The organism is Microbacterium sp. NPDC056736 (assembly GCF_042790415.1).
Classification (GTDB): domain Bacteria; phylum Actinomycetota; class Actinomycetes; order Actinomycetales; family Microbacteriaceae; genus Microbacterium.
The window spans coordinates 119285-138726 of sequence record NZ_JBHTZE010000001.1 but is presented as its reverse complement, the minus strand read 5'-3'; the positions used below and the strand labels follow the sequence as shown (position 1 = coordinate 138726).

Annotated in this window: 18 protein-coding genes; 13 read left to right on the top strand and 5 right to left on the bottom strand. The window is 70.7% G+C overall.

Annotated features, from left to right (window positions below; genetic code table 11):
- Nucleotides 1-119 precede the first annotated feature (119 nt).
- Nucleotides 120-1613 carry an MFS transporter gene (locus tag ACFRAL_RS00625; RefSeq protein ID WP_336394332.1) on the top strand — a complete coding sequence of 498 codons (1494 nt, stop codon included), beginning with the start codon at nucleotides 120-122 and terminating at the stop codon, nucleotides 1611-1613.
- A 17-nt stretch (nucleotides 1614-1630) separates the two neighbouring features.
- The gene (locus ACFRAL_RS00620; RefSeq protein ID WP_378878692.1) at nucleotides 1631-3226 is read left to right on the top strand and encodes a GMC oxidoreductase; all 1596 of its coding nucleotides are present in this window, start codon (nucleotides 1631-1633) and stop codon (nucleotides 3224-3226) included.
- Between the two features lie 120 nt (nucleotides 3227-3346).
- Here ACFRAL_RS00620 and ACFRAL_RS00615 read toward each other — a convergent pair whose 3' ends face one another.
- Nucleotides 3347-4111 (bottom strand): SDR family NAD(P)-dependent oxidoreductase, encoded by a 765-nt coding sequence (locus ACFRAL_RS00615; RefSeq protein ID WP_378878690.1) that lies wholly within the window; start codon nucleotides 4109-4111, stop codon nucleotides 3347-3349.
- A gap of 136 nt (nucleotides 4112-4247) precedes the next feature.
- A complete protein-coding gene (locus ACFRAL_RS00610) occupies nucleotides 4248-5489 on the bottom strand; it encodes a glycoside hydrolase family 1 protein (RefSeq protein WP_378878688.1) in 1242 nt (413 codons plus the stop codon).
- Nucleotides 5490-5727: 238 nt separating this feature from the next.
- Between ACFRAL_RS00610 and ACFRAL_RS00605 the strand changes: the two genes are divergently transcribed.
- Genes ACFRAL_RS00605 through ACFRAL_RS00590 form a run of 4 tightly spaced genes read left to right on the top strand, consistent with a single transcriptional unit; the run spans nucleotide 5728 to nucleotide 11155 of the window.
- Nucleotides 5728-7302, top strand: a complete 1575-nt coding sequence (locus ACFRAL_RS00605; protein WP_378878686.1) for an ABC transporter substrate-binding protein — start codon at nucleotides 5728-5730, stop codon at nucleotides 7300-7302.
- 57 nt (nucleotides 7303-7359) lie between these two features.
- A complete protein-coding gene (locus ACFRAL_RS00600) occupies nucleotides 7360-8304 on the top strand; it encodes an ABC transporter permease (protein WP_378878685.1) in 945 nt (314 codons plus the stop codon).
- Nucleotides 8301-10298 (top strand): dipeptide/oligopeptide/nickel ABC transporter permease/ATP-binding protein, encoded by a 1998-nt coding sequence (locus ACFRAL_RS00595; RefSeq protein ID WP_378878683.1) that lies wholly within the window; start codon nucleotides 8301-8303, stop codon nucleotides 10296-10298. Before ACFRAL_RS00600 ends, ACFRAL_RS00595 begins: the two co-directional genes overlap by 4 nt.
- Entirely contained in the window at nucleotides 10295-11155 is an 861-nt protein-coding gene (locus tag ACFRAL_RS00590) for an ATP-binding cassette domain-containing protein (RefSeq protein ID WP_378878681.1), read from the top strand. Before ACFRAL_RS00595 ends, ACFRAL_RS00590 begins: the two co-directional genes overlap by 4 nt.
- Before the next feature lie 6 nt (nucleotides 11156-11161).
- On the opposite strand, the gene ACFRAL_RS00585 is transcribed toward ACFRAL_RS00590, so the two are convergent.
- Complete coding sequence (locus ACFRAL_RS00585; RefSeq protein ID WP_194396795.1) at nucleotides 11162-12073, bottom strand: LysR family transcriptional regulator; 912 nt, start codon at nucleotides 12071-12073, stop codon at nucleotides 11162-11164.
- Between the two features lie 155 nt (nucleotides 12074-12228).
- Between ACFRAL_RS00585 and ACFRAL_RS00580 the strand changes: the two genes are divergently transcribed.
- From ACFRAL_RS00580 to ACFRAL_RS00570, 3 genes are read left to right on the top strand one after another with little or no spacing between them, the layout of a single operon-like run.
- Nucleotides 12229-12774 (top strand): quercetin 2,3-dioxygenase, encoded by a 546-nt coding sequence (locus tag ACFRAL_RS00580; protein ID WP_194396794.1) that lies wholly within the window; start codon nucleotides 12229-12231, stop codon nucleotides 12772-12774.
- A gap of 5 nt (nucleotides 12775-12779) precedes the next feature.
- The gene (locus ACFRAL_RS00575) at nucleotides 12780-13571 is read left to right on the top strand and encodes an alpha/beta hydrolase fold domain-containing protein (RefSeq protein ID WP_378878678.1); all 792 of its coding nucleotides are present in this window, start codon (nucleotides 12780-12782) and stop codon (nucleotides 13569-13571) included.
- Complete coding sequence (locus ACFRAL_RS00570) at nucleotides 13568-14476, top strand: alpha/beta hydrolase fold domain-containing protein (protein ID WP_378878676.1); 909 nt, start codon at nucleotides 13568-13570, stop codon at nucleotides 14474-14476. Before ACFRAL_RS00575 ends, ACFRAL_RS00570 begins: the two co-directional genes overlap by 4 nt.
- A 78-nt stretch (nucleotides 14477-14554) precedes the next feature.
- Here ACFRAL_RS00570 and ACFRAL_RS00565 read toward each other — a convergent pair whose 3' ends face one another.
- Together ACFRAL_RS00565 and ACFRAL_RS00560 are read right to left on the bottom strand one after the other, a co-directional pair.
- On the bottom strand, nucleotides 14555-15391 hold the full coding sequence (locus ACFRAL_RS00565; protein ID WP_378878674.1) for an IclR family transcriptional regulator: 837 nt from the start codon (nucleotides 15389-15391) through the stop codon (nucleotides 14555-14557).
- A gap of 39 nt (nucleotides 15392-15430) precedes the next feature.
- Nucleotides 15431-16012: a carboxymuconolactone decarboxylase family protein gene (locus ACFRAL_RS00560; RefSeq protein WP_378878672.1), complete on the bottom strand. Its 582-nt coding sequence runs from the start codon at nucleotides 16010-16012 to the stop codon at nucleotides 15431-15433.
- A 66-nt stretch (nucleotides 16013-16078) separates the two neighbouring features.
- Between ACFRAL_RS00560 and ACFRAL_RS00555 the strand changes: the two genes are divergently transcribed.
- From ACFRAL_RS00555 to ACFRAL_RS00540, 4 genes are read left to right on the top strand one after another with little or no spacing between them, the layout of a single operon-like run.
- Nucleotides 16079-16867 carry an SDR family NAD(P)-dependent oxidoreductase gene (locus ACFRAL_RS00555; RefSeq protein ID WP_378878670.1) on the top strand — a complete coding sequence of 263 codons (789 nt, stop codon included), beginning with the start codon at nucleotides 16079-16081 and terminating at the stop codon, nucleotides 16865-16867.
- Between the two features lie 24 nt (nucleotides 16868-16891).
- Nucleotides 16892-17683: an SDR family NAD(P)-dependent oxidoreductase gene (locus tag ACFRAL_RS00550; protein ID WP_378878668.1), complete on the top strand. Its 792-nt coding sequence runs from the start codon at nucleotides 16892-16894 to the stop codon at nucleotides 17681-17683.
- Between the two features lie 33 nt (nucleotides 17684-17716).
- Complete coding sequence (locus tag ACFRAL_RS00545) at nucleotides 17717-18592, top strand: fumarylacetoacetate hydrolase family protein (protein ID WP_378878666.1); 876 nt, start codon at nucleotides 17717-17719, stop codon at nucleotides 18590-18592.
- Nucleotides 18589-19440 carry a fumarylacetoacetate hydrolase family protein gene (locus ACFRAL_RS00540; RefSeq protein WP_378878664.1) on the top strand — a complete coding sequence of 284 codons (852 nt, stop codon included), beginning with the start codon at nucleotides 18589-18591 and terminating at the stop codon, nucleotides 19438-19440. The genes ACFRAL_RS00545 and ACFRAL_RS00540 overlap by 4 nt, the downstream gene beginning before the upstream one ends.
- The last annotated feature ends 2 nt before the right edge of the window (nucleotides 19441-19442 follow it).

Below are 19442 nucleotides of genomic sequence, written 5' to 3'. Positions count from 1 at the left end.
AAAGAATGGCTAGAATCGACGGTGACGTCGGGGCCGCTGCCGGCCCGTCCCCTGCCGCGAAGGCGCGCGGGGGCACATCCCGTCGCGTCGATCGCCCGGTCGTACGGGCCACAACGCGTATGAGCATGTCACCCTGGCGGATCCGCCTCCTGATCGTCTCGCTGCTGACGGTCGCGATCCTCGGAGCGCTCGACCACACCATCGTCGCGACGTCCCTCGCGACCGTCGCCGGTGACCTCGGCGCCCTCGCCCAGATGGGCTGGATCGTCGTCGGCTACACCCTCGCCAGCACCGTGCTGCTGCCGATCCTCGGCAAGCTCGGCGACGCGGCAGGCCCGCGGGGCGTGTTCCTCGTGTCGCTCGTGCTCTTCCTCGTCGCATCGCTGGCGTGCGGCTTCGCGCAGGACATGCCCCAGCTGATCGCCGCGCGCGTGGTGCAGGGCATGAGCTCGGCGGGGCTGCACCTCATGTCGCAGACGATCGTCGCCCGGGTCACCACGCCGCGCGAGCGACCCCGGTACCTGGCGATCATCGGCGCCGCCTTCCCCGTCGCGATCCTCGTCGGCCCCGTGCTCGGCGGCCTGATCACCGACTACTGGGGCTGGCCCTGGGTGTTCTGGATCAACATCCCGTTCGGGGTCGCGGCGCTCCTCCTCGCGCTCATCGCCGTCCCGCGCCTCCCCGGCTTCGGTCGGCGGCGCTTCGACATCGCCGGCGCGCTCTCGTTCGCGGTCGGCATGGTCGCACTCGTGCTCGCCGTCACCTGGGTCGGCGATCCCGCGCGGGCCGCGGCATCCGTCGTCTCGTTCGTCATCGCCGCCATGGCCTTCGCGGCGTTCTTCCTCATCGAGCTGCGCGCCCCCGAGCCGCTCGTGCCGCTGCGGCTCTTCGCCGACCGGACCATCGCGGCCGGGACGGCGTTGTCGGCCATCATCGGCATCGGACTGTTCTCGATCACGGCGTACCTGCCGACCTACTTCCAGATGGCCTACCGCACCAGCGCGACCGTGTCGGGCCTCGTCCCCATCGCGACGGTGTTCGGGATGCTGGTGTCCAACCTCGCGACCGGATGGCTGGTGAGCCGCACGGGCCACTACCGCGTCTACTGCATCGTGGGCACCGCGCTCGGCGCAGCGGGACTCTTCGTGATGGCGCTGCTGCCGGTGGGGCTGCCGCTGTGGGTGCCGATGGTCGTCATGGCCGTCGTCGGGATCGGCACCGGGGCGTTCATGAGCCTCGTCATCGCCGTCGTGCAGAGCGCCGCGCCGCGCCGCGACACCGGCAGCATGACCGCTGCCGTCAACCTCGTGCGGCAGATCGGGTCGACCGTCGCGACGGCGATCGTCGGCGGTGTCATCGGGCTCGGCGTCGCGGCGCTCCTGCCGTCGTCCCTCGACGCCGCGACGCTGACGCCCCAGTTCGTGCACGAGGCATCCGTCGCCGTCCAGACGGAGGTCGCCGCCATCTACAGCAGCGTCTTCGCCCCGGTCTTCGCGGCGCTCGCCGCCACCTACGCCGTGGGCGTCGTCGCCGCCGTCCTGCTTCCCGCCGGGCGGCTCTCGGACGAGTCCGAGCACGCCCCCGCCCCCAGCTCCGAACCGCTCACCGCGTGACCAGAAGAGGTACTCCGATGTCTCACACCCCCATCGTCGCCATCGTCGGCTCAGGGCCGATCGGCTCCGCCTACGCCAGGGTGATCCTCGAGGGCTCTCCCGAGGCTCGGGTCGTCATGTTCGAGGCCGGCCCGCAGCTGACAGCGGTGCCCGGCGAGAGCGTCCGCAACATCGCCGACCCGGACGAGAAGGCCCGCGCCCGCGAGATGTCGCAGGGACCGCAGTCCGGCGCGTTCCGTGAGAGCCTCGGCATCCCCGCCGGGGTGGTCGTCGAGGGCATGTTCACGGCACGCCAGGGAACGCACCTGCTCGACTTCGGGGGACCCGGCTCGGCGCACGCCCCCACCTTCCCGGCAGCCGCCGCGGCCACCAACGTCGGCGGCCAGGGCGCGCACTGGACGTGCGCCATCCCGCGTCCCGCGTTCAGCGAGAAGGTCGACTTCATCGACGACGGCGAGTGGGAGGAGCTGATCACGGCGGCCGAGGCGCTGCTGCACGCGCAGAGCGCCGCGTTCGCCGACTCGCCCATCGGCTCTGCCATCCGCTCCCTGCTCGACGCGGAGTTCGGCGCCGAGCTGCCGGAGGGCTACGGCGTGGGCACCCTGCCCGTCGCCGGCGACCCGCAGCCCGACGGCTCCATGGTGTGGGCGGGCGCGAACACCGTCCTCGGCCCGCTCATCGAGGAGGGCACGCCCGAGTCGGCACGATTCGAGCTGCGCGACCTGACGCTCGTGCGCCGGATCGAGCACGAGGGCGGCGAGGTGACCGGCGTCACGATCGAGGACCTGCGCACGAAGGAGACGTCGTTCTTCCCGGCCGACGTCGTCGTGGTGGCCGCCGACGCGTTCCGCTCGCCGCAGCTGCTGTGGGCCAGCGGCATCCGTCCCCGCGCCCTCGGCCGCTACCTCACCGAGCATCACGTCGTCATCACGACCGTCGCCCTGGACGAGGAGCGCATGAGCGGCCTCATCTCGGAGGAGGCGTTCGCGGCCGAGCTCGCGCGCCGCGCGCAGAACGCGGCCGACCCGGTCGCCGCCGTCAACCGCATCCCGTTCTCGGAGCCAGACCACCCCTTGTCGCTGCAGGTGATGTACGCCGAGAACCCGCCGTTCCCGCTCGACCCGTCGCACCCGGCGGCGGGCAACCGGTGGGGCTACGTGAACATGGGCTACGGCGTGCGCAAGCACCCCCGCGTCGAGGACGGGGTCACCTTCGACGACGCCGAGCTCGACTACCGCGGCTTCCCGAACATGACGATCGAGTACGCGCTGACCGATGCCGAGCAGCCCGAGCTCGACGAGGCCCACGAGCGGGTACGGCGTGCCGGCGCGGCGCTCGGGGCGTTCGTCGCCGAGCCTCGGCTCCTACCGAACGGCTCGAGCCTGCACTACATGGGCACCATGCGCATGGGCGCTGCCGACGACGGCACGTCGGTCGCCGACCCGTGGTCGCGCGTGTGGGGGTTCGACAACCTCGTCGTCGGCGGGAACGCACTCATCCCCACGGCCAACACGATGAACCCGACGCTCATGAGCGTCGCGATCGCGGTGCGCGGCGCGCGCCGGGTCGTCGAGCAGGTGTCGGGCACGCGGGTCGAGGAGGTCGCCCGCTGACGCCGATCGTGCTGTCGAGATCGTGCGTTCTCGCCGAGATGACACGACGCGGGCGCCCAGGACGTGTCATCTCGGCGAGATCATGCGATCTCGGCGACGGGGCCGGGCGCGGCGGCTCCGTCAGGGCCTGCCGATGCGGTCGGCCATGAACTTGGCGCCGGCCGACGAGGTGGCGCCGCCGTCGACCGGGATCTCGGCGCCGGTGAGGTAGGACGCGGCGTCCGAGAGCAGGAACGCGACGAGCTCGGCGACCTCGTCGGCGTCGCCCAGCCGCTCGAGCGGCGTCAGCGTGAGCTGCGCGTCGCGCATGACCTCGGGGGCGCTCGCCGTCATGGGCGTCTCGATGAAGCCGGGGTGCACGACGTTGACCCGGATGCCCCGTGGGCCGAGCTCGGTGGCAGCCACGTGGGTGAGTCCGCGCAGGCCCCACTTCGACGTCGTGTAGGCGACGGGGTAGTGCGCGTTGAGCGCCGCCGACGATCCGATGTTGACGATCGACGACCCGCTGCCCATCAGGGGTGCGAGCGCCTGGATGCCGAGCATCGGCCCCGTCAGGTTGACCGCGAGCACGCGGTCCCAGTCGGCGCGCGCGACAGCGCCCAGCCGGGCGCGATGCGTGATGCCGGCGTTGTTCACCAGACCGCGCAGCGGCTCGCCGTGGAGGCTCTCAGCGAGCTCGGCGGCGAGGTCCGCCCAGCCGGCTTCGTCCGTGACGTCGAGCCGACGGTGCTCGATTCCCGGCGCCTCGGCGGTGGCATCCGTCACGTCCGTCGCGATCACGCGCGCACCCGCGGCCGCGAGCAGGCGGGCCTCGGCAGCCCCCTGCCCGCCGCCCGCACCCGTCACGACGACCGTGCGTCCCTCGAGCCCCGGATAGCTGGTCATGGGGCGACCGTAGCCCGTGCCCCGGGCGCGCGGGAACCCGCATCCGCTGATGGCCCGCATCGGAATCCGCGAATCCACCGTGCGGCGCGGTGGTGAGGGCGGCCTGGCGCGGTCACCCGTCGTGTCGAGCCGAGGATCAGAGCCCGCGCGCCGCCCGCACGAGCTCCGCGTAGACGCCCGCGCTCGGCTTGGCAGTCCGCTCGAAGGTCTCGCGGTCGACGGAGTGCAGCCCGAGCTTCGGGCCGTAACCGAAGATCCACTCGAAGTTGTCCATCAGCGTCCAGTGGCAGTAGCCGATCACGGGCACCCCGTCGGCGATCGCCTGCGCGAGGCCATCCAGGGAGGGCCCGATGAAGGCGGCGCGGATGCTGTCATCCTCGGTCCCGATCCCGTGCTCGCTCACGAGCACCGGCACCTGGGCGACCGAGTGCACGTATACGACGGCGCCGCGCAGCGATTCCGGCTCGACGGCCGTCCCCATCCCGTTCACGGCGACGCCGTCTGCCGGACGCACCTGACCATCCGGGCCGTAGATGATGCGCTCGTAGTTCTGCACTCCGATGAAGTCGTCCTCCCGGGCGAGTGCGAGCCAGTGCTCGTAGACCTCGGCGCGCTTGCGGTCGCGCAGCTCCTCGCCGCCGGGGGCGGCGACATCGTCGACGACCGCGAGTGACAGGCCCACAGGCAGCTCCGGCCGGCGCGCCTTGATCGCGGCCTTCGCCGCCTGATGGCCGGCAGTCATCCCCGCCCGCATCGCGGCGAAGTCCTCGGGCAGCATGACGTTGCCGGCGCGGTACCGCTCGACGCCCGCCGCCGCCGAGGCGGCCGCGAGCGTGGCGCGCTCGAGGTCGGCGACGAACGACGGCAGATCCGCCCACGTGAGCATCTCGGGCAGGTCGGGCTCGTTGAAGGTGACGGCGAGGCGGATTCGGTCGCCGAAGCGATCCATCACCGCGCCGCAGTAGCGGGCGAACAGCTCGGGCGCCTCGGGGTCCAGCCACGCTCCGCGCGCCGCGAACCAGTGCGGCGACGTGAAGTGATTGAAGGTGACGATCGGGGCGAGCCCGCGGGCGTGGCATCCGTCGACGACCGCCTCGTAGTGCGCGAGCGCCTCTTCGGAGAGCTCGCCCTCGGTGGGCTCGACGCGGGCCCACTCGACCGAGAAGCGGTAGGCGTTGAGGTTCATCCCGGCGACGAGGTCCAGGTCGGACTCCCACAGCTCCCAGCCGTTCGTCGCCTTGCCCGACCGGTCCTGGAACACCGATGGCGTGACGTTCTCGAGGAACCACGTGTCGCTGTGGACGTTGTCGCCTTCGTTCTGGTGGCCGGCGGTGGCGACTCCCCAGAGGAAGTCGGCGGGGAAGGATGCTGCGGGCATGAGTGGTCCTCTCTGACTCTCGTCCATCCTCTCACAGTCGTTCAGTGTGTGAAAACCTATTTCACTGTAAGCAACGCCTGAGATGGGCAGCGTTAGGCGTTCGCTAACGCAGCCCAGCCCGGATCCGAATGGCCAAACCGGCCGCACCGGGTCAACCTGTACCGAAGGATCGACTCCCGATCAGCGATCCGCGACCACTGAAGTCCGCACCAGCACACCACGATCACAGGAGATCAGGATGTCTCTAGTCACCACAGCGCGCGGCGCCGCCGTCCTTGCGGCCGTCGCCGCCTCAGCTCTGGCCCTCAGCGCCTGCACGGCGCCCGGCGGCTCGGGGGGCACCGGCGGCGAGCCCGCCGACACGTCGGTCCTCGTCATCGGCCTCGACTCCGACCAGGCCGCGCTCGGCTACGACCCGCTGCGCTACGGCAGTGGCCAGCGCATGTTCTTCGAGGGGATCTACGACTCCCTCTTCCTCCTCGACGAAGAAGGGCAGGTCGTCCCCGACCTCGTGACGAACTTCGAGTACAACGAGGACCAGACGCAGCTCACGCTCGACCTCGACACGAGCGCGGAGTTCGCCGACGGCTCCACCGTGACGGCCGATCTCGTGAAGCAGAACCTCGACTTCCGCGGTGACCCCGACCTGTCGGCGTACAGCGGATTCGCGGAGGGCGGCGAGCAGGAGATCTCGGAGGTCGCCGTCGTGGACGACGACACCGTCACGCTGACCTTCGCGGCTCCGCAACCCGGGTTCGAGGCCAACCTCGTGCTTCCCGCCGGCGCGATCGTGGGCGCCGCCGGCGTCGCCGACCGCAGCACCCTCGATGCCACCGCCGACGGCTCGGGACCGCTCGAGGTCGACACCGATGCCACGATCAAGGGCAACTCGTACCTGCTGGTCAAGAAGGAGGACCACCCCGACGTCGACGCGTACCCCTACGACTCGTACGAGTTCCGCCCGATCCTCGACCCGCAGGCGCGCGTGAACGCCGCCATCTCGGGCGAGGTCGACCTGGCCTTCATCACCAGCGCCACGCAGGACCAGGTCGAGGCCGCCGGGGTCGGACTCGTCGCCAACGGCGGCGTCGTGCAGAACCTGCTGCCGTTCGACAAGAACGGCAGCCTCGCGCCGCAGTTCGGCGACCCGCGCGTGTGGAAGGCCCTGTCGATCGCGATCGACCGCGAGGCCTACGTCGCCGCGGTGCACCCGGGTGACATCCCGACCGCGAACGCGCTGCCTGCCGAGAGCCCCGGCTACATCCCCGAGCTCGAGGACGACTACGCGTACGACCCCGAGGGGGCCAAGGAGCTCCTGGCGGAGGCGGGCTACCCCGACGGCTTCGCGTTCGACTTCACGATCAGCCAGCAGAGCCAGCGCGACCTCGAGGCGCTGCAGCCGTACTGGGCCGAGATCGGCGTGGACGTCTCGCTGAAGAACGCCTCGTCGACGGAGGAGATCTTCGCCGCCGTGCAGACGCAGCCCCTGGGTGGCCCGATCGCGCTGACGTGGACGAACCCTCCCGGCAACGTGTTCGGCGTGCTGTTCGGCTTCGCGAACTTCCACGGCGCCGAGAACGCCGAGATCCAGGCGGCGGCCGGCGCGTACGGCGCGGCGGCGGGCTCCGGTGATGAAGACGCTCAGGCGGCGGCCCTGACCGATCTCAACGCGGCGATCGTCGAGTCCGGCTGGCTGCTCCCGCTCTTCGAGCAGCTGTCTCCCTGGGCCTACAACGAGGCGGTCCTCGAGGAGCCGACCTTCCCCGGGACGGACTCGTTCCCGATCCTCTCGGCGCTCCAGCCGGCGTCCTGACAGGCTCCGGTGCGGCGGCGGCCCTCGCCGCCGCCGCGCCGGACACACCAGGGAGTGATGATGCTCACCTTCGTGCTCAGGCGGATCGCGTTCGCGATCCTCACCCTCGTCGTGGCCACGATGCTCGCCTTCGTGCTCGTCCACCTGTCCGGGTCCACGCCCGGCGGGGTGGCGCTCGGCATGGCGGGCACCCCGGAGCAGGTCGAGGCCTACAACATCGAGGTCGGCTGGTACGACCCGTGGATCGTGCAGTACCTCAGCTGGTGGGGACAGGTCCTGCAGGGAGACCTCGGCGTCTCGCTCATCGACGGGCGCCCGATCGGCCCCGACATCGCCAAGCGCCTGCCGGTCACCGCCGCCCTCGCCGTGCTCGGCACGCTCGTCAGCGCCCTCTTCGGGATCACGATGGGCGTCGTGGCCGCCGTGCGCGGAGGAGCGGTGGACCGCGGCATCACCGCGCTCTCCGGCATCCTGCTCTCCCTTCCCGCGTTCTGGGTGGGCGTCCTGCTCGTATACGTCTTCGCCGTCCAGATGCGGCTGCTTCCCGCGACGGGATTCGTGCCGTTCGCCGTGAACCCCGAGGCGTGGGCGAGGTCGCTGGTGCTGCCGGTGCTGACGATCGCGATCACCTCCGCGGCCGGCCTCGCGCGGCAGACCCGGGCCTCCATGGGAGAGGCACTCACCCAGGAGCACATGCGCACCCTGCGCGCCGTCGGCACGCCCACGTGGCGCATCGTCTACGTCCATGCGCTGCGCAGCGCAAGCCTGCCGATCCTGGCGAGCGTCGCGATCCAGTTCATCATCCTGTTCGGCGGCTCGGTCATCATCGAGGTGCTCTTCGCGCTCCCCGGCATCGGGCAGGCCATGCAGGCGGCGGTCGGCTCGGCCGACCTGCCCTTCGTCCAGGCGCTGGTGCTGGTCGCGACGCTCGTCGTCGTGGTCGTGAACCTCGGCCTCGAACTCCTCAACCGCGTCCTCGACCCGAAGCTGCGTGCATCATGACCATCGACACCACCTCGATCCTGCGCATCCGCAAGCCGCAGCGGCGGCTCGGCGGTCGCGTCCTGCGCTCGCCGGCGGCCGTGCTGTCGATCATCTGGCTGGTGGGACTCGTGCTCGCCTCGCTCACGTCGCCGCTGTGGCTGCGCTACGGTCCGCTCGAGCAGGACCTCTCGGCCGTACTCCAGGGCCCCTCGTGGGCGCACCTCCTCGGCACGGACGAACTCGGCCGCGACCTGCTCTCCCGCATCGTCACCGCGGCCGCCCCGACGCTGCTGATCGCGGTCATCACCCCGATCGTCGCCGTGCTGGTCACCGTCCCGATCACGCTGTGGGCGGCGCGCTACGCGCGCGCCGAGGGCGTGGTCAACCGGGTCAGCGAGATCGTGCTCTCCCTTCCCGGCACAGTGATCATCCTGGCGTTCATCGCCGCGGTCGGCACCAACATGCCGCTGGTCATGGTCGCCTTCGGGCTGCTGCTGTTCGGCGCGCTCTACCGCGTCTTCTTCGGTCAGGCGAAGTCGCTGCACCAGCAGCTGTACGTCGAGGCGGCCGCCGTCGACGGCGTGAGGCCGATGACGGCGAGCCTGCGCCACGTGCTTCCGAACATGTCGACCACGGTCATCGTCCAGTTCGTGCTGCTGTTCGGCGCGGCGATCGGGCTGCAGGCGGGACTGGCCTTCATCGGCCTCGGCCCCCAGCCGCCCGAGCCCACGTGGGGCGGCATGGTGCAGACCGCGTCGCAATACATCTTCCAGCAGCCCTGGATGATGATCCCGACAGGCGGCGTGCTCGCGCTCACGATCATCGCCGCGCACTCGCTGGCCGATGTGCTCGCCGGGGGCTCCGCGATGCCGCCCTCCCTCGTCTCACTGAAGCGCAGGAAGGCGCCGACGGATGCCCCGGCCGCTGCGGTGGGAACGCCCGCCGCGGCGCCGGCGCCGGTCGCGGCATCCGAATCCCTCGTTCCCGCGGATGCGGACGGCGCGCTGCTCGTCCAGAACCTGGTCATCGGCGTCGACGACGGGCCCGAGCTCGTCTCCGGTGTCTCCCTCCGCGTCGGGGCCGGCCGGGTGCTGGGCCTCGTGGGCGAATCGGGCTGCGGCAAGAGCGTCACGTCGTACGCGATGCTCGGGCTGCTCGCCCCGGGGCTGTCGGTGCGGTCCGGCAGCATCCGCTGGAACGGCGTCGACCTGGCCCGTGCCGACGAGAAGACGCTGCAGCGCACCCGTGGGCACGAGATCGCGTTCATCTCGCAGGAGCCGACCCGTGCGCTCGACCCGATGTTCACGGTCGGGTGGCAGCTCGCGGCATCCGTCAAGCGGCTCCGCGGCGTGGGTGGCCGCGAGGCGAAGCGCATCGCGCTGCAGCTGCTGACCGACGTGGGGATCGTCGACCCGCCCCGCGTGCTCAAGAGCTACCCGCACCAGATCTCGGGCGGCATGGCCCAGCGCGTCGCGACCGCCCTGGCGCTGTCGGGCACGCCGAAGCTGCTGATCGCCGACGAGCCGACCACCGCGCTCGACGTCACCGTGCAGGCGGAGATCCTCGGACTGCTGCGCGGGTTGATCGCCGAGCGCGAGATGTCGATCATCCTCGTGACGCACGACCTCGGCGTCGTCGCCGACCTGTGCGACGACGTGTCGGTGATGTACGCCGGGCAGATCGTCGAGTCCGGGACCGTGCGCGATGTGCTCGTGCGCCCCGAGCACCCGTACACGATGGCGCTGCTGGCCGCCGACCCGCACGCGATCATCGACTTCGAGGGGACGACCCGCCTCGCGTCCATCCCCGGTCAGGTGCCCCTGCCGGGATCGTGGACGAGCGGATGCCGCTTCGCCGCGAGGTGCCGGTTCGCCCGGGACGAGTGCAGGACAGCGATCCCGCTCCTGCCGCGCGCGGAGGGCGAGGGCGGCGTGCGCTGCATCCGCCGCGACGAGGTCGAGGGCAGACAAGAGGAGTGGCGCCGTCCGGTGGCCGTCGGAGGAGAGCTATGAGTGCGCTACAGCCTGTCGTGATCTCGCCGGACGCCCCGCTGCTGGAGGTGCGCAACCTCTCGATCCGCTACGGCCGGAAGGGGCCGCTCGCCGTCGAGGACGTGTCGTTCACGATCGGCCGCGGTGAGACCCTGGGCCTGATCGGCGAGTCGGGTTCGGGCAAGACCACGATCGGGCGCGCCATCCTCGGGCTGGTGCCGGTCACGAGCGGGCAGATCATCTTCGAGGGACGCGACATCACCCGGCTGAGCGCCGCGGATCGCCGCACCCTGCAGGGCGACCTGCGCGCCGTCTTCCAGGACCCGTTCTCGTCTCTCAACCCCCGCAGGCCCATCGGCGACGCGCTCGGCGAACCGCTGCGCGTCGCGGGCGTGCCGCGCGCGGAGCGCACGTGGAGGGTGCAGGCGGCGCTCGAATCCGTGGGCCTCGCGCCCGGCTCGGAGGATCGCTATCCGCGCCAGTTCTCGGGCGGTCAGCGCCAGCGCATCGCGATCGCGCGCGCGCTCGTCACCGACCCGCGCCTTGTCGTCTGCGACGAGGCGGTCAGCGCGCTCGACCTGTCGACGCAGGCGCAGGTGCTGAACCTGCTCTCGGACCTGCGCGCCGGCGCCGATCTCGGCTACCTGTTCATCGCGCACGACATGGCCGTCGTCGAGTTCCTCGCCCAGCGGGTGGTCGTGCTGAACCGCGGCCGGATCGTCGAGCAGGGCGAGACCGCCGAGGTGATGCGCAACCCGCAGGCCCACTACACCCGCGTCCTCATGGCGGCATCGCCCGTGCCCGATCCCGACGAGCAGGCCCGCAGACGCGAAGCATGGCAGGCGCTCAGGGCGGCGGCATCCGTCTCCGCCGCCTGAGCGGGGTCAGTGGAACGTCGCGTCGACGATCGGAGACAGGGCCTGGGCGGTCTCGCGGAACGACGTGACCATGGGGTTCGGGCTGTCGCTCAGGCTGCACAGCACGATGGTCGCCGGTTCGATGTCGGAGATCGGGATGAACGCCAGTTCGTCGCGGCGATAGTGCTGACTGGCCGACTGCCCGGCGATGTTCACGCCCGCGCCGGCGGCGACCAGCTCGAGCAGCCCCTCGACGCTGTCGGCGGTGGGTCCGCGCTGGGGTCGCGTGCCGTCGGGGCGAGGGTCGACGAGCCACCAGTTCACGACCTCGGCCGGACCGTTCGCCACCGAGACGAACATCTCGTCGCCGGTCTCGAGGATCGAGATCGACTCGCGTCCGGCGAACGGATGATCGGCCCGCACGACGAGCACGCGCGCCTCCCGCCAGAGCGGTTCGGCGCGGACGCGCGGCGGCAGCAGCATGGGCCACGGTGCGAAGACGACGTCGACGCGCCCGCCCTCGAGCTCCTCGGCGACGTCGAAGAAGCCCAGCCGGCGCATCTCGATGCGCGCCTGCGGGATCGCCTGCATCGTCGCCGCGATCGCCGCGGTCGTCAGGCTGCCCGCCCCGGCGGCCACGACCCCGACCCGCAGCATCGGAGCGTTGCGATCGCGTCGGATCGAGCGGCCCCAGCTGAGCAGCTGGTCGTGGTCGTCCTGCACCCGACGGGCGAGGGGCAGCAGCTCGCGCCCGTAGGCGGTCAGCTCCACCTTGCGGGGGCTGCGATCGAACAGCTTGACGTCGAGCTGCTGCTCGAGGCGGCTGATCTGCTGACTCAGCGACGGAGGCGTGATGCTGAGGCGTTCCGCAGCCCGTCCGAAGTGCAGCTCCTCGGCGAGCACACAGAAATAGCGGATCACGTGGATAGGCACATCCATGCTCCGAATCTTAGCTTCCGGCTAACGCCGGGTAGGGAGCTCGAACTTCCGCCTGCCGCGCGCTCTGGCGAGACTTGAGGCACCCGGAGCAGTTGTTCGGAACGACCCGATGCTCCGTCTGCCTAACGGCACCGCGTTCTTACAAGGAGGTAAGCATGACCACTTTCCCTGCTGACGACCCCGACAAGGTCCCCTTCGCAGGCGTCCTACCGGCGTCGCCCAGGCCGTTCGTCCTCGGCGAAGGGCAGGGGGAGAAGTCGCTCGTCTTCGACCAGCTCTTCTCGATCCTGCTGTCGGCCGACGAGACCGACGACCAGTACGGAGCCTTCACCATGGTCGGCCCGAAGGGCGACCGCATCCCGGCCCACAAGCACTTCAAGACGCACGAGATCTTCTATGTCGTGGACGGCGAGATCAGCATCTGGATGGACGACGAGGCCGACTACCACTCCAGGACCACGCTGACGACGGGTGACTTCGCATACATCCCCGCGAACATCGTGCACGCGTTCCAGATCCACAACACGACCAAGGTGTTCGGTGTGGGCACGGCCGGCTTCGAGCGGTTCTTCCACGCGATGGGCCAGAAGACCGATCTCACCGAGCCCCAGGGCGTCTACGTGCCCGACTACCCGACCATGCGTGCTGCGGGCGAGAAGTACTGGACGCAGTTCATGCCCGAGTTCCGGTTCCGCGACTGACTCCGATGCCCTCGATCCTCGAGGTCGACGTCGCCCAGCCGGAGGGATCCCGCCCGCTCTCGCTCGATCTGCGCACACCCGGCGCCGCCGGCGCGCCCCTCGTCGTGTTCCTGCACGGCGGGGGGTGGCGACGCGGCAGCCGCAAGGTGTTCACGCCCGGCATCGGCGACGCCCGGTCGTTCGACCGCATCGTCGCCGCAGGGTTCGCGGTCGCCTCGTGCGAATACCGACTGAGCGCCGAAGCGCGCTTTCCGGCGCAGCTGGACGACGTGGACGCCGCGCTCGCCTGGCTGCAGGCCCACGGCGCCGAACACGGAGCGGATGCCTCGCGCATCGTGCTGTGGGGGGTCTCGGCCGGTGCGACGCTCGCCGCGCTGGCGGGACTCCGCCGAGACGACATCTGCGGCGTCGTGGATTGGTTCGGACCGGCCGACCTGTTCGCGATGGCCGAACACGACACCGGCGAAGCGCCCGAGGACACCCGGGAGGCGCGGTGGCTGGGTGGCCCTGCAGCAGATCGCCCGGAGGTCGCACGTCTGGCTTCGCCGGCGCTGCAGGTGCACGCCGGGGCGCCCCCGTTCCACATCGCGCACGGCACGGCCGACGAGCACGTCCCCTTCGCGCAGAGCGAGGCGCTGGCCGCGGCCCTGCGTGCGGTCGGCGTCGGCGTCGAGCTCCGCCCCGTTCCCGGCGGCAGACACTTCTGGAAGGGGCTCGATGACACCGACGTGGTGTTCGATCGGGCCATCGACTTCGTCGCCCGCGTCACCGGGCACAACCGAGAGGATCACCGATGACCCGAACGCATGACGTCGCACTGGAGGGTGGCGGCTACGACTTCCGGGTGCGGGTCTACCCAGCCCGCGAGCCGAACGGCGCACTGCTGGTGTGGCTGCACGGCGGCGCATTCATGTTCGGCACGCTCGAGATGCCCGAAGCGGACCAGGTCGGCCGGCGCCTCAGCGCGGACGGTGTCACGGTGGTGTCGGTCGACTACACGCTGGCGCCGCTGGACGCCCTCGAGGTGCTCGGTCCGCCCGACCCCGACGCCGACACCCCGTCTCCCGAGCAGATCCGCGCCGAGATGGAGGCCGCCGGTCCCCGGGCGCGATTCCCCGTCGCCGGCTTGCAGATCGTCGCCGCCTTCGACTGGGCCGTCGCGAACGCCCGCACGTACGGCGCGGACCCCGAGCGGGTGTCGCTCGGCGGCGCGAGCGCCGGCGCGAACCTGTCCGCCGGCGCCGCGATGCGGCTGCGCGACCGCGGCACCACGGCGCCACGCGTGCTCGCCCTCGTCTACCCGTCGCTCCACGACGGCATCCTGCCGCCGAACGACGAGACCGCCGAGCTGTTGAAGGACGTCCCTGCGGCGCATCTGTTCACGCCCGAGAGCCGGGACGCGATCAACCGCAACTACCTGCCCGACGGCCACGACCCCGACGGCTACGCGTTCGCGGGCGGCCACGACCTGGCGGGCCTCCCCGAGGTGCTGATCGTCAACGCGGAGCTCGACAGCCTGCGGCCGTCGGGCGAGGCCTTCGCGGCCGAACTGGCCGCAGCGAGCGTCGACGTCCGCGTCGTACGCGAGCGCGGCGCGATGCACGGCTACCTGAACGAGATCGGGCATCCCGCCGCGGAGCACACTCTCGCTCTGCTCGCCGAGACCCTTTCTCCGCCGAGTGACCGCGTTCTCGACGAATGACCACGGTGTCGGCGCCGAGGACGTGGTCTCTCGACGAGATCGGGGTTACTCGACGAAGCCGGGGCTGGGGCGCCGGACTCAGGTCGAGCGCAGCAGCCGCGAGATGTCGTCGGCGGTCGCGTGCAGGCGCGTGAGCAGCGGGCCGCGCAGAGCGGCGACGTCATGACGCGACGACGCGACCGCGATGTTGATCGCCGCGGCGGGCCTGGAGGCATCCCGGCCGAAGACCGGCACCGAGACCGAGCGCAGGCCGGCGGCGACCTCCTGATCCTGCAGCGAGTAGCCCTGCTCGCGGATCTCCGTGAGCCGCGCGCGCAGCTCGTCGAGCGACCGGGCGGCGTTGGGGCCGGCATCCGCCCCGAAATCGTGGTTCGAAAGCGCCGCGGCCAGCTCGGCGTCGCTGAGATAGGCGAGCAGGAGTTTGCCCATGGAGGTGTACGCCGCGGGCAGCGTCGAGCCCACCTGGATGTTCGCGGTGACGAGGTCGGAGTTGCGCAGGCGCGCGAGGTAGAGCACCTGGTCACCGACCAGCACGCCGAGGTTCACGGTCTCGCCGGTCTCCTCGGCGAGGTGGCGGAGGGGCTGCTCGCTGAGCTGGACGAGGCTCGACCCGCGCAGCGCCGCCGACCCGAGGAGGAGCACCGCCACTCCCGGCCGGATGCTGCCGTCGGGCAGCCGCTCGAGATAGCCGCCCTCCTCGAGCGTCGCGACGACGCGGAACGCCGTCGGCATCGGGATCCCGGTGCGGTCGGAGACCTCGCGCAGCTTCAGCGACGTCACGGACTCGTCGAAGAGCCGAAGGACGTCGAGGCCTTTCGCGAGCGCCTCGATGCGGTAGCGGCTGGCGGTCTTCCCGGGTGTGTCGGCCGCGGAGTCGGCGTCGTCTCGGGCGGGCGACTCATCCGGAGTTTTCATCGTGTGAAACCGTATCTGCTGGTCTGGATGCCGGCAATGTCAGGGCCGCACGCGGAAGACGCGCAGCTGCAGGGCGAGCGTGGCGTAATAGCCCACGAGCACGGTGAGCTCGAACACGCCTTCGGCGCCGAGAGCCGCGGATGCCTCGTCCCAGGCCTCGTCGCTGAGATCACCGTCGAGCAGCCGCATGGTGGCGACCGCGACGACCGCGTCGACACCCGTGAACGACGTGATGTCGCCGTCGCGCAGCGCGCTGAGCTCGGGCGGGGTGAGGCCCACCGCCGATCCCACGGCTTCGTGCGCCTCCCGCTCGAACTCGCTGTCCCACCGGGCGGCCACCAGGAGGATGGCGAGCTCGCGGGCACGGCCTGTCAGGGTGCCGCGGTAGCGGAGGGCGGCCCCCACGCTCTGGAGGGCGGCGCCCAGCTCGGGGGCGAGCAGGAAGGCGTTGAACGGCCCGCGCAGCGAGCCGTCGGCGCGCGTGAGCGCGAAGTGCTGGGGTCCCTGCGCACGCGGTCCGCTCGCGATGGCGTCGTAGAGCTCCCGCTGCGCACCGGTCAGCGCCTTCGGGGGGAACGGTGGCACGCGCTCGGCCATCGGCTCGTCCATTTGACGGATCATGGCGATCAGTATACGTTCATTCAACGAAACCAACTTTCATTTAGTGAACTGAGCGAGAGAAGTGTCATGGCGGACACCATTCCCCAGCGGGGCGTCGACCCCGACTGGCTGGGCCTGAGAGGCTCGCGCGTCCTCGTCGCCGGAGCCGGCGGCATCGGCGGCGCGTGCGCTCTGGCGTACGCCGGGGTCGGGGCATCCGTCGCCGTCGTCGACCGCGATCAGCGTGCCCTCGATGCACTCGGCATGCACCTGTCGGAGATGAGTGCCCGCCACGAGCTGATCCAGGCGGACCTCACCGACCACGGCGCGGGGGAGCGGGTCGTCGCGGACGTCGTCGAGCGGCTCGGCGGCCTGGACGTGCTGCTGCACGCCGTCGGCATCAACGACCGGCGCCCGATCCTCGATTTCACCGAGGACGAGTGGGACCGCATCCTGCGCGTCAACCTCTCGTCGCTGTTCGGGCTCGCGCAGGCCGCGGGTCGGCACATGGTCGCGCAGGGGCATGGGCGCGTCCTGGCGCTGTCGAGCGTGTCGGGGCTGCTGGCCCACCACTCGCACGGCCCGTATGCGGCCTCGAAGGGCGGCATCAACCAGCTGCTGCGCGTCATGGCACGCGAGTGGGCCTCGGCGGGCGTCACCGTCAACGCGCTGGCTCCCGGCTACATCGAGACGCCGCTGACCGCCGGCCACCTGTCCAAGCCGGGCAAGCGCGAAGAGCTCGAGAGCCTCGTGCCGGCGGGCCGGCTGGGCACCCCGGACGAGCTCACCGGTCCCGCGCTCTTCCTGTCCTCACGTCATGCCGGATTCGTCACCGGCCATGTCATGTACATCGACGGCGGACGCACGCTCGTCTGAGCGCGCTCGACGATTGGAGAACCCATGACCGACCCCACATCCCAGATCTACCCCCGCTTCGCCGGCAAGACGGTGCTCGTCACAGGAGCCGGCACCGGCTTCGGCGCCGAGATCGCCGTGCGCGCCGCGCAGGAGGGCGCCAAGGTCGCCGTGCACTACCGCTCGTCGAGGGCGGGCGCCGAGGCGACGCTCGAGCGCATCCGCGAGGCGGGCAGCGACGGCATCCTGGTGCAGGCCGACATCGGCTCGTGGGACCAGATCAAGCGCATGGCCGACGAGGTGTTCGAGGCCTTCGATGTGCTCGACGTGCTCGTCAACAACGTCGGCGACGTCTCGAGCGAGCAGATGTCATGGCGCGACCTCACGCAGGAGGCCCTCGACGCGGTCGTCGACGTCGACGTGAAGGGCACGCTCCTCATGACGCACGAGTTCGGCGAGCAGATGCTCGAGCAGGGCCACGGCAACATCATCAACGTCGGCTCGACCGTCATCGTGCGCGGGTCGCCTCGCGCGCCGCAGTACGCGGCGGCGAAGTACGCGATCCTCGGCATCACGAAGTCCTACGCCAAGGTGCTGGCGCCCGCTGTGCGGGTCAACACCTTCGCTCCGGGCTTCATGGAGACCGAGCGTCTGCTTCAGCGCGAGGACTGGAAGAGCGGCCGGCGCGAGGTGCTGATCTCGCAGACGCCGATGGGCGTCATCCCGCCGCCGGAGTTCGTCGCCGGCACCTGCCTGTGGCTCGCGACCGACGAGTCCGCACACCTCACCGGCGGCTACCTGCTCGCCGACGGCGGCTTCAACATGGTCGGCGCCTGAGCGCCGCCGGACGACATCAAGGAGAAAACGACAATGAAGCTCATCACCTTCGACGGAGGCCGGGTCGGCCGTCTGGAACTCGAGGAAGGCGTCGTCATCGAGCTCGACGTGCCCTCCACCCGCGAGTACTTCGAGCGCGGCGGTCAGGTCACCGAGACCGGCGAGCGCCTCGCCTACGCCGACGTGACGCTCGAGGCGCCCATCCGCCCCAAGAAGTTCTTCCACACCGCGGGCAACTTCGCCGACCATCACAACGAGCTCGAAGCCGTCAACTGGTCGCACCCCGTGCACAAGGGCATCGTCTTCTTCCAGAACGTGGACGCGATCATCGGTCCGGACGATGACATCGTCTACCCCGATCACCTCACGAAGGAGATGGACTACGAGCTGGAGCTCGCCATCATCATCGGCAAGTCGGGCAAGTTCTTCGGCCCCGACGAGGCCGACGACTACATCGCCGGCTTCACCGTGTTCAACGACATCTCGGCGCGCGACATCCAGCGCAAGGAGATGGAGTCGGGCGTCTTCTCGTTCTCGAAGGCGATCGACACGTTCTGCCCGATCGGCCCGTGGATCGTCACGCGCGACGAGGTGCCCGACATGCACGAGCTGCCCATGCAGCTGCGCGTCAACGGCGAGGTGCGCCAGCAGGGCAACACCAACCAGACCCGCATCAGGTTCCCGCACCTCGTGGCGTACCACTCGCCGCAGATCTACAGCGCGGGCGACATCATCACGACCGGCACCATCTCAGGCGTCGCGGCGATCCAGGACGACCCGTTCGACTTCTACCTCAAGCCGGGCGACCAGATCGAAGCCGAGATCACCGGCATCGGGACGCTTCGCAACCGGGTCATCTCGTGGGAGGACCGCTACGGCGAGCCCGCTCCGCAGCGGGTCGACTGGTGAAGCTGGCCAACCTCGGCGGGCGCGCCGTCCTCGTGACAGAGGACCGCGCGGTCGACGTGCACCGGGCTTCGGCGGGCCGGTTCGGTCCCGACCCGCAGTCGCTGTTCGACGACTGGGCGTCGTTCGCGCAGTGGGCCTCGACGGCGACGGATGCCACGCCCGAGGCATCCGTCACGCTCGACGTCGCGGCCCTCGGCGCCCCGGTGCCTTGCCCGCGGCAGGTGTTCGCGATCGGCCTGAACTATGCCGAGCACGCGGCGGAGGCGGGATACCCGCCGGATTCGATGCCGGTGACGTTCACGAAGTTCCCGTCGTCGATCGTGGGGCAGGATGCCGTGGTCGAGCTGCCCGAGGGCCACGTCGACTGGGAGGTCGAGCTCGTCGTGGTGATCGGGCGCGAGGCGCACCGGCTCGAGCGCGAGCAGGCCTGGGATCATGTCGCCGGCCTGACGATCGGGCAGGACCTGTCGGAGCGCATCACGCAGCTGCAGGGCACGGCGCCGCAGTTCAGCCTGGGCAAGTCGTTCCCTGGTTTCGGTCCGACGGGCCCATGGCTCGTCACACCGGACGAGTTCGCCGACCGCGACGACCTCGCGATCTCGTGCCGCCTCTCGGGTGAGAGCATGCAGTCCTCGCGGACGTCGATGATGCTCTACGACGTGCCCGAGCTGCTCGTGCGGCTCTCGGCGGTGTGCCGGCTGCTGCCCGGCGACATCATCTTCTCGGGCACGCCGGCGGGCATCGGCAACCGCCGCACGCCGCCGCGCTTCATCGGCCCGGACGACGTGCTCGTGAGCGAGATCGAGGGCATCGGCACGCTCACCACGCGCTTCACCGCCGGCGACTGACC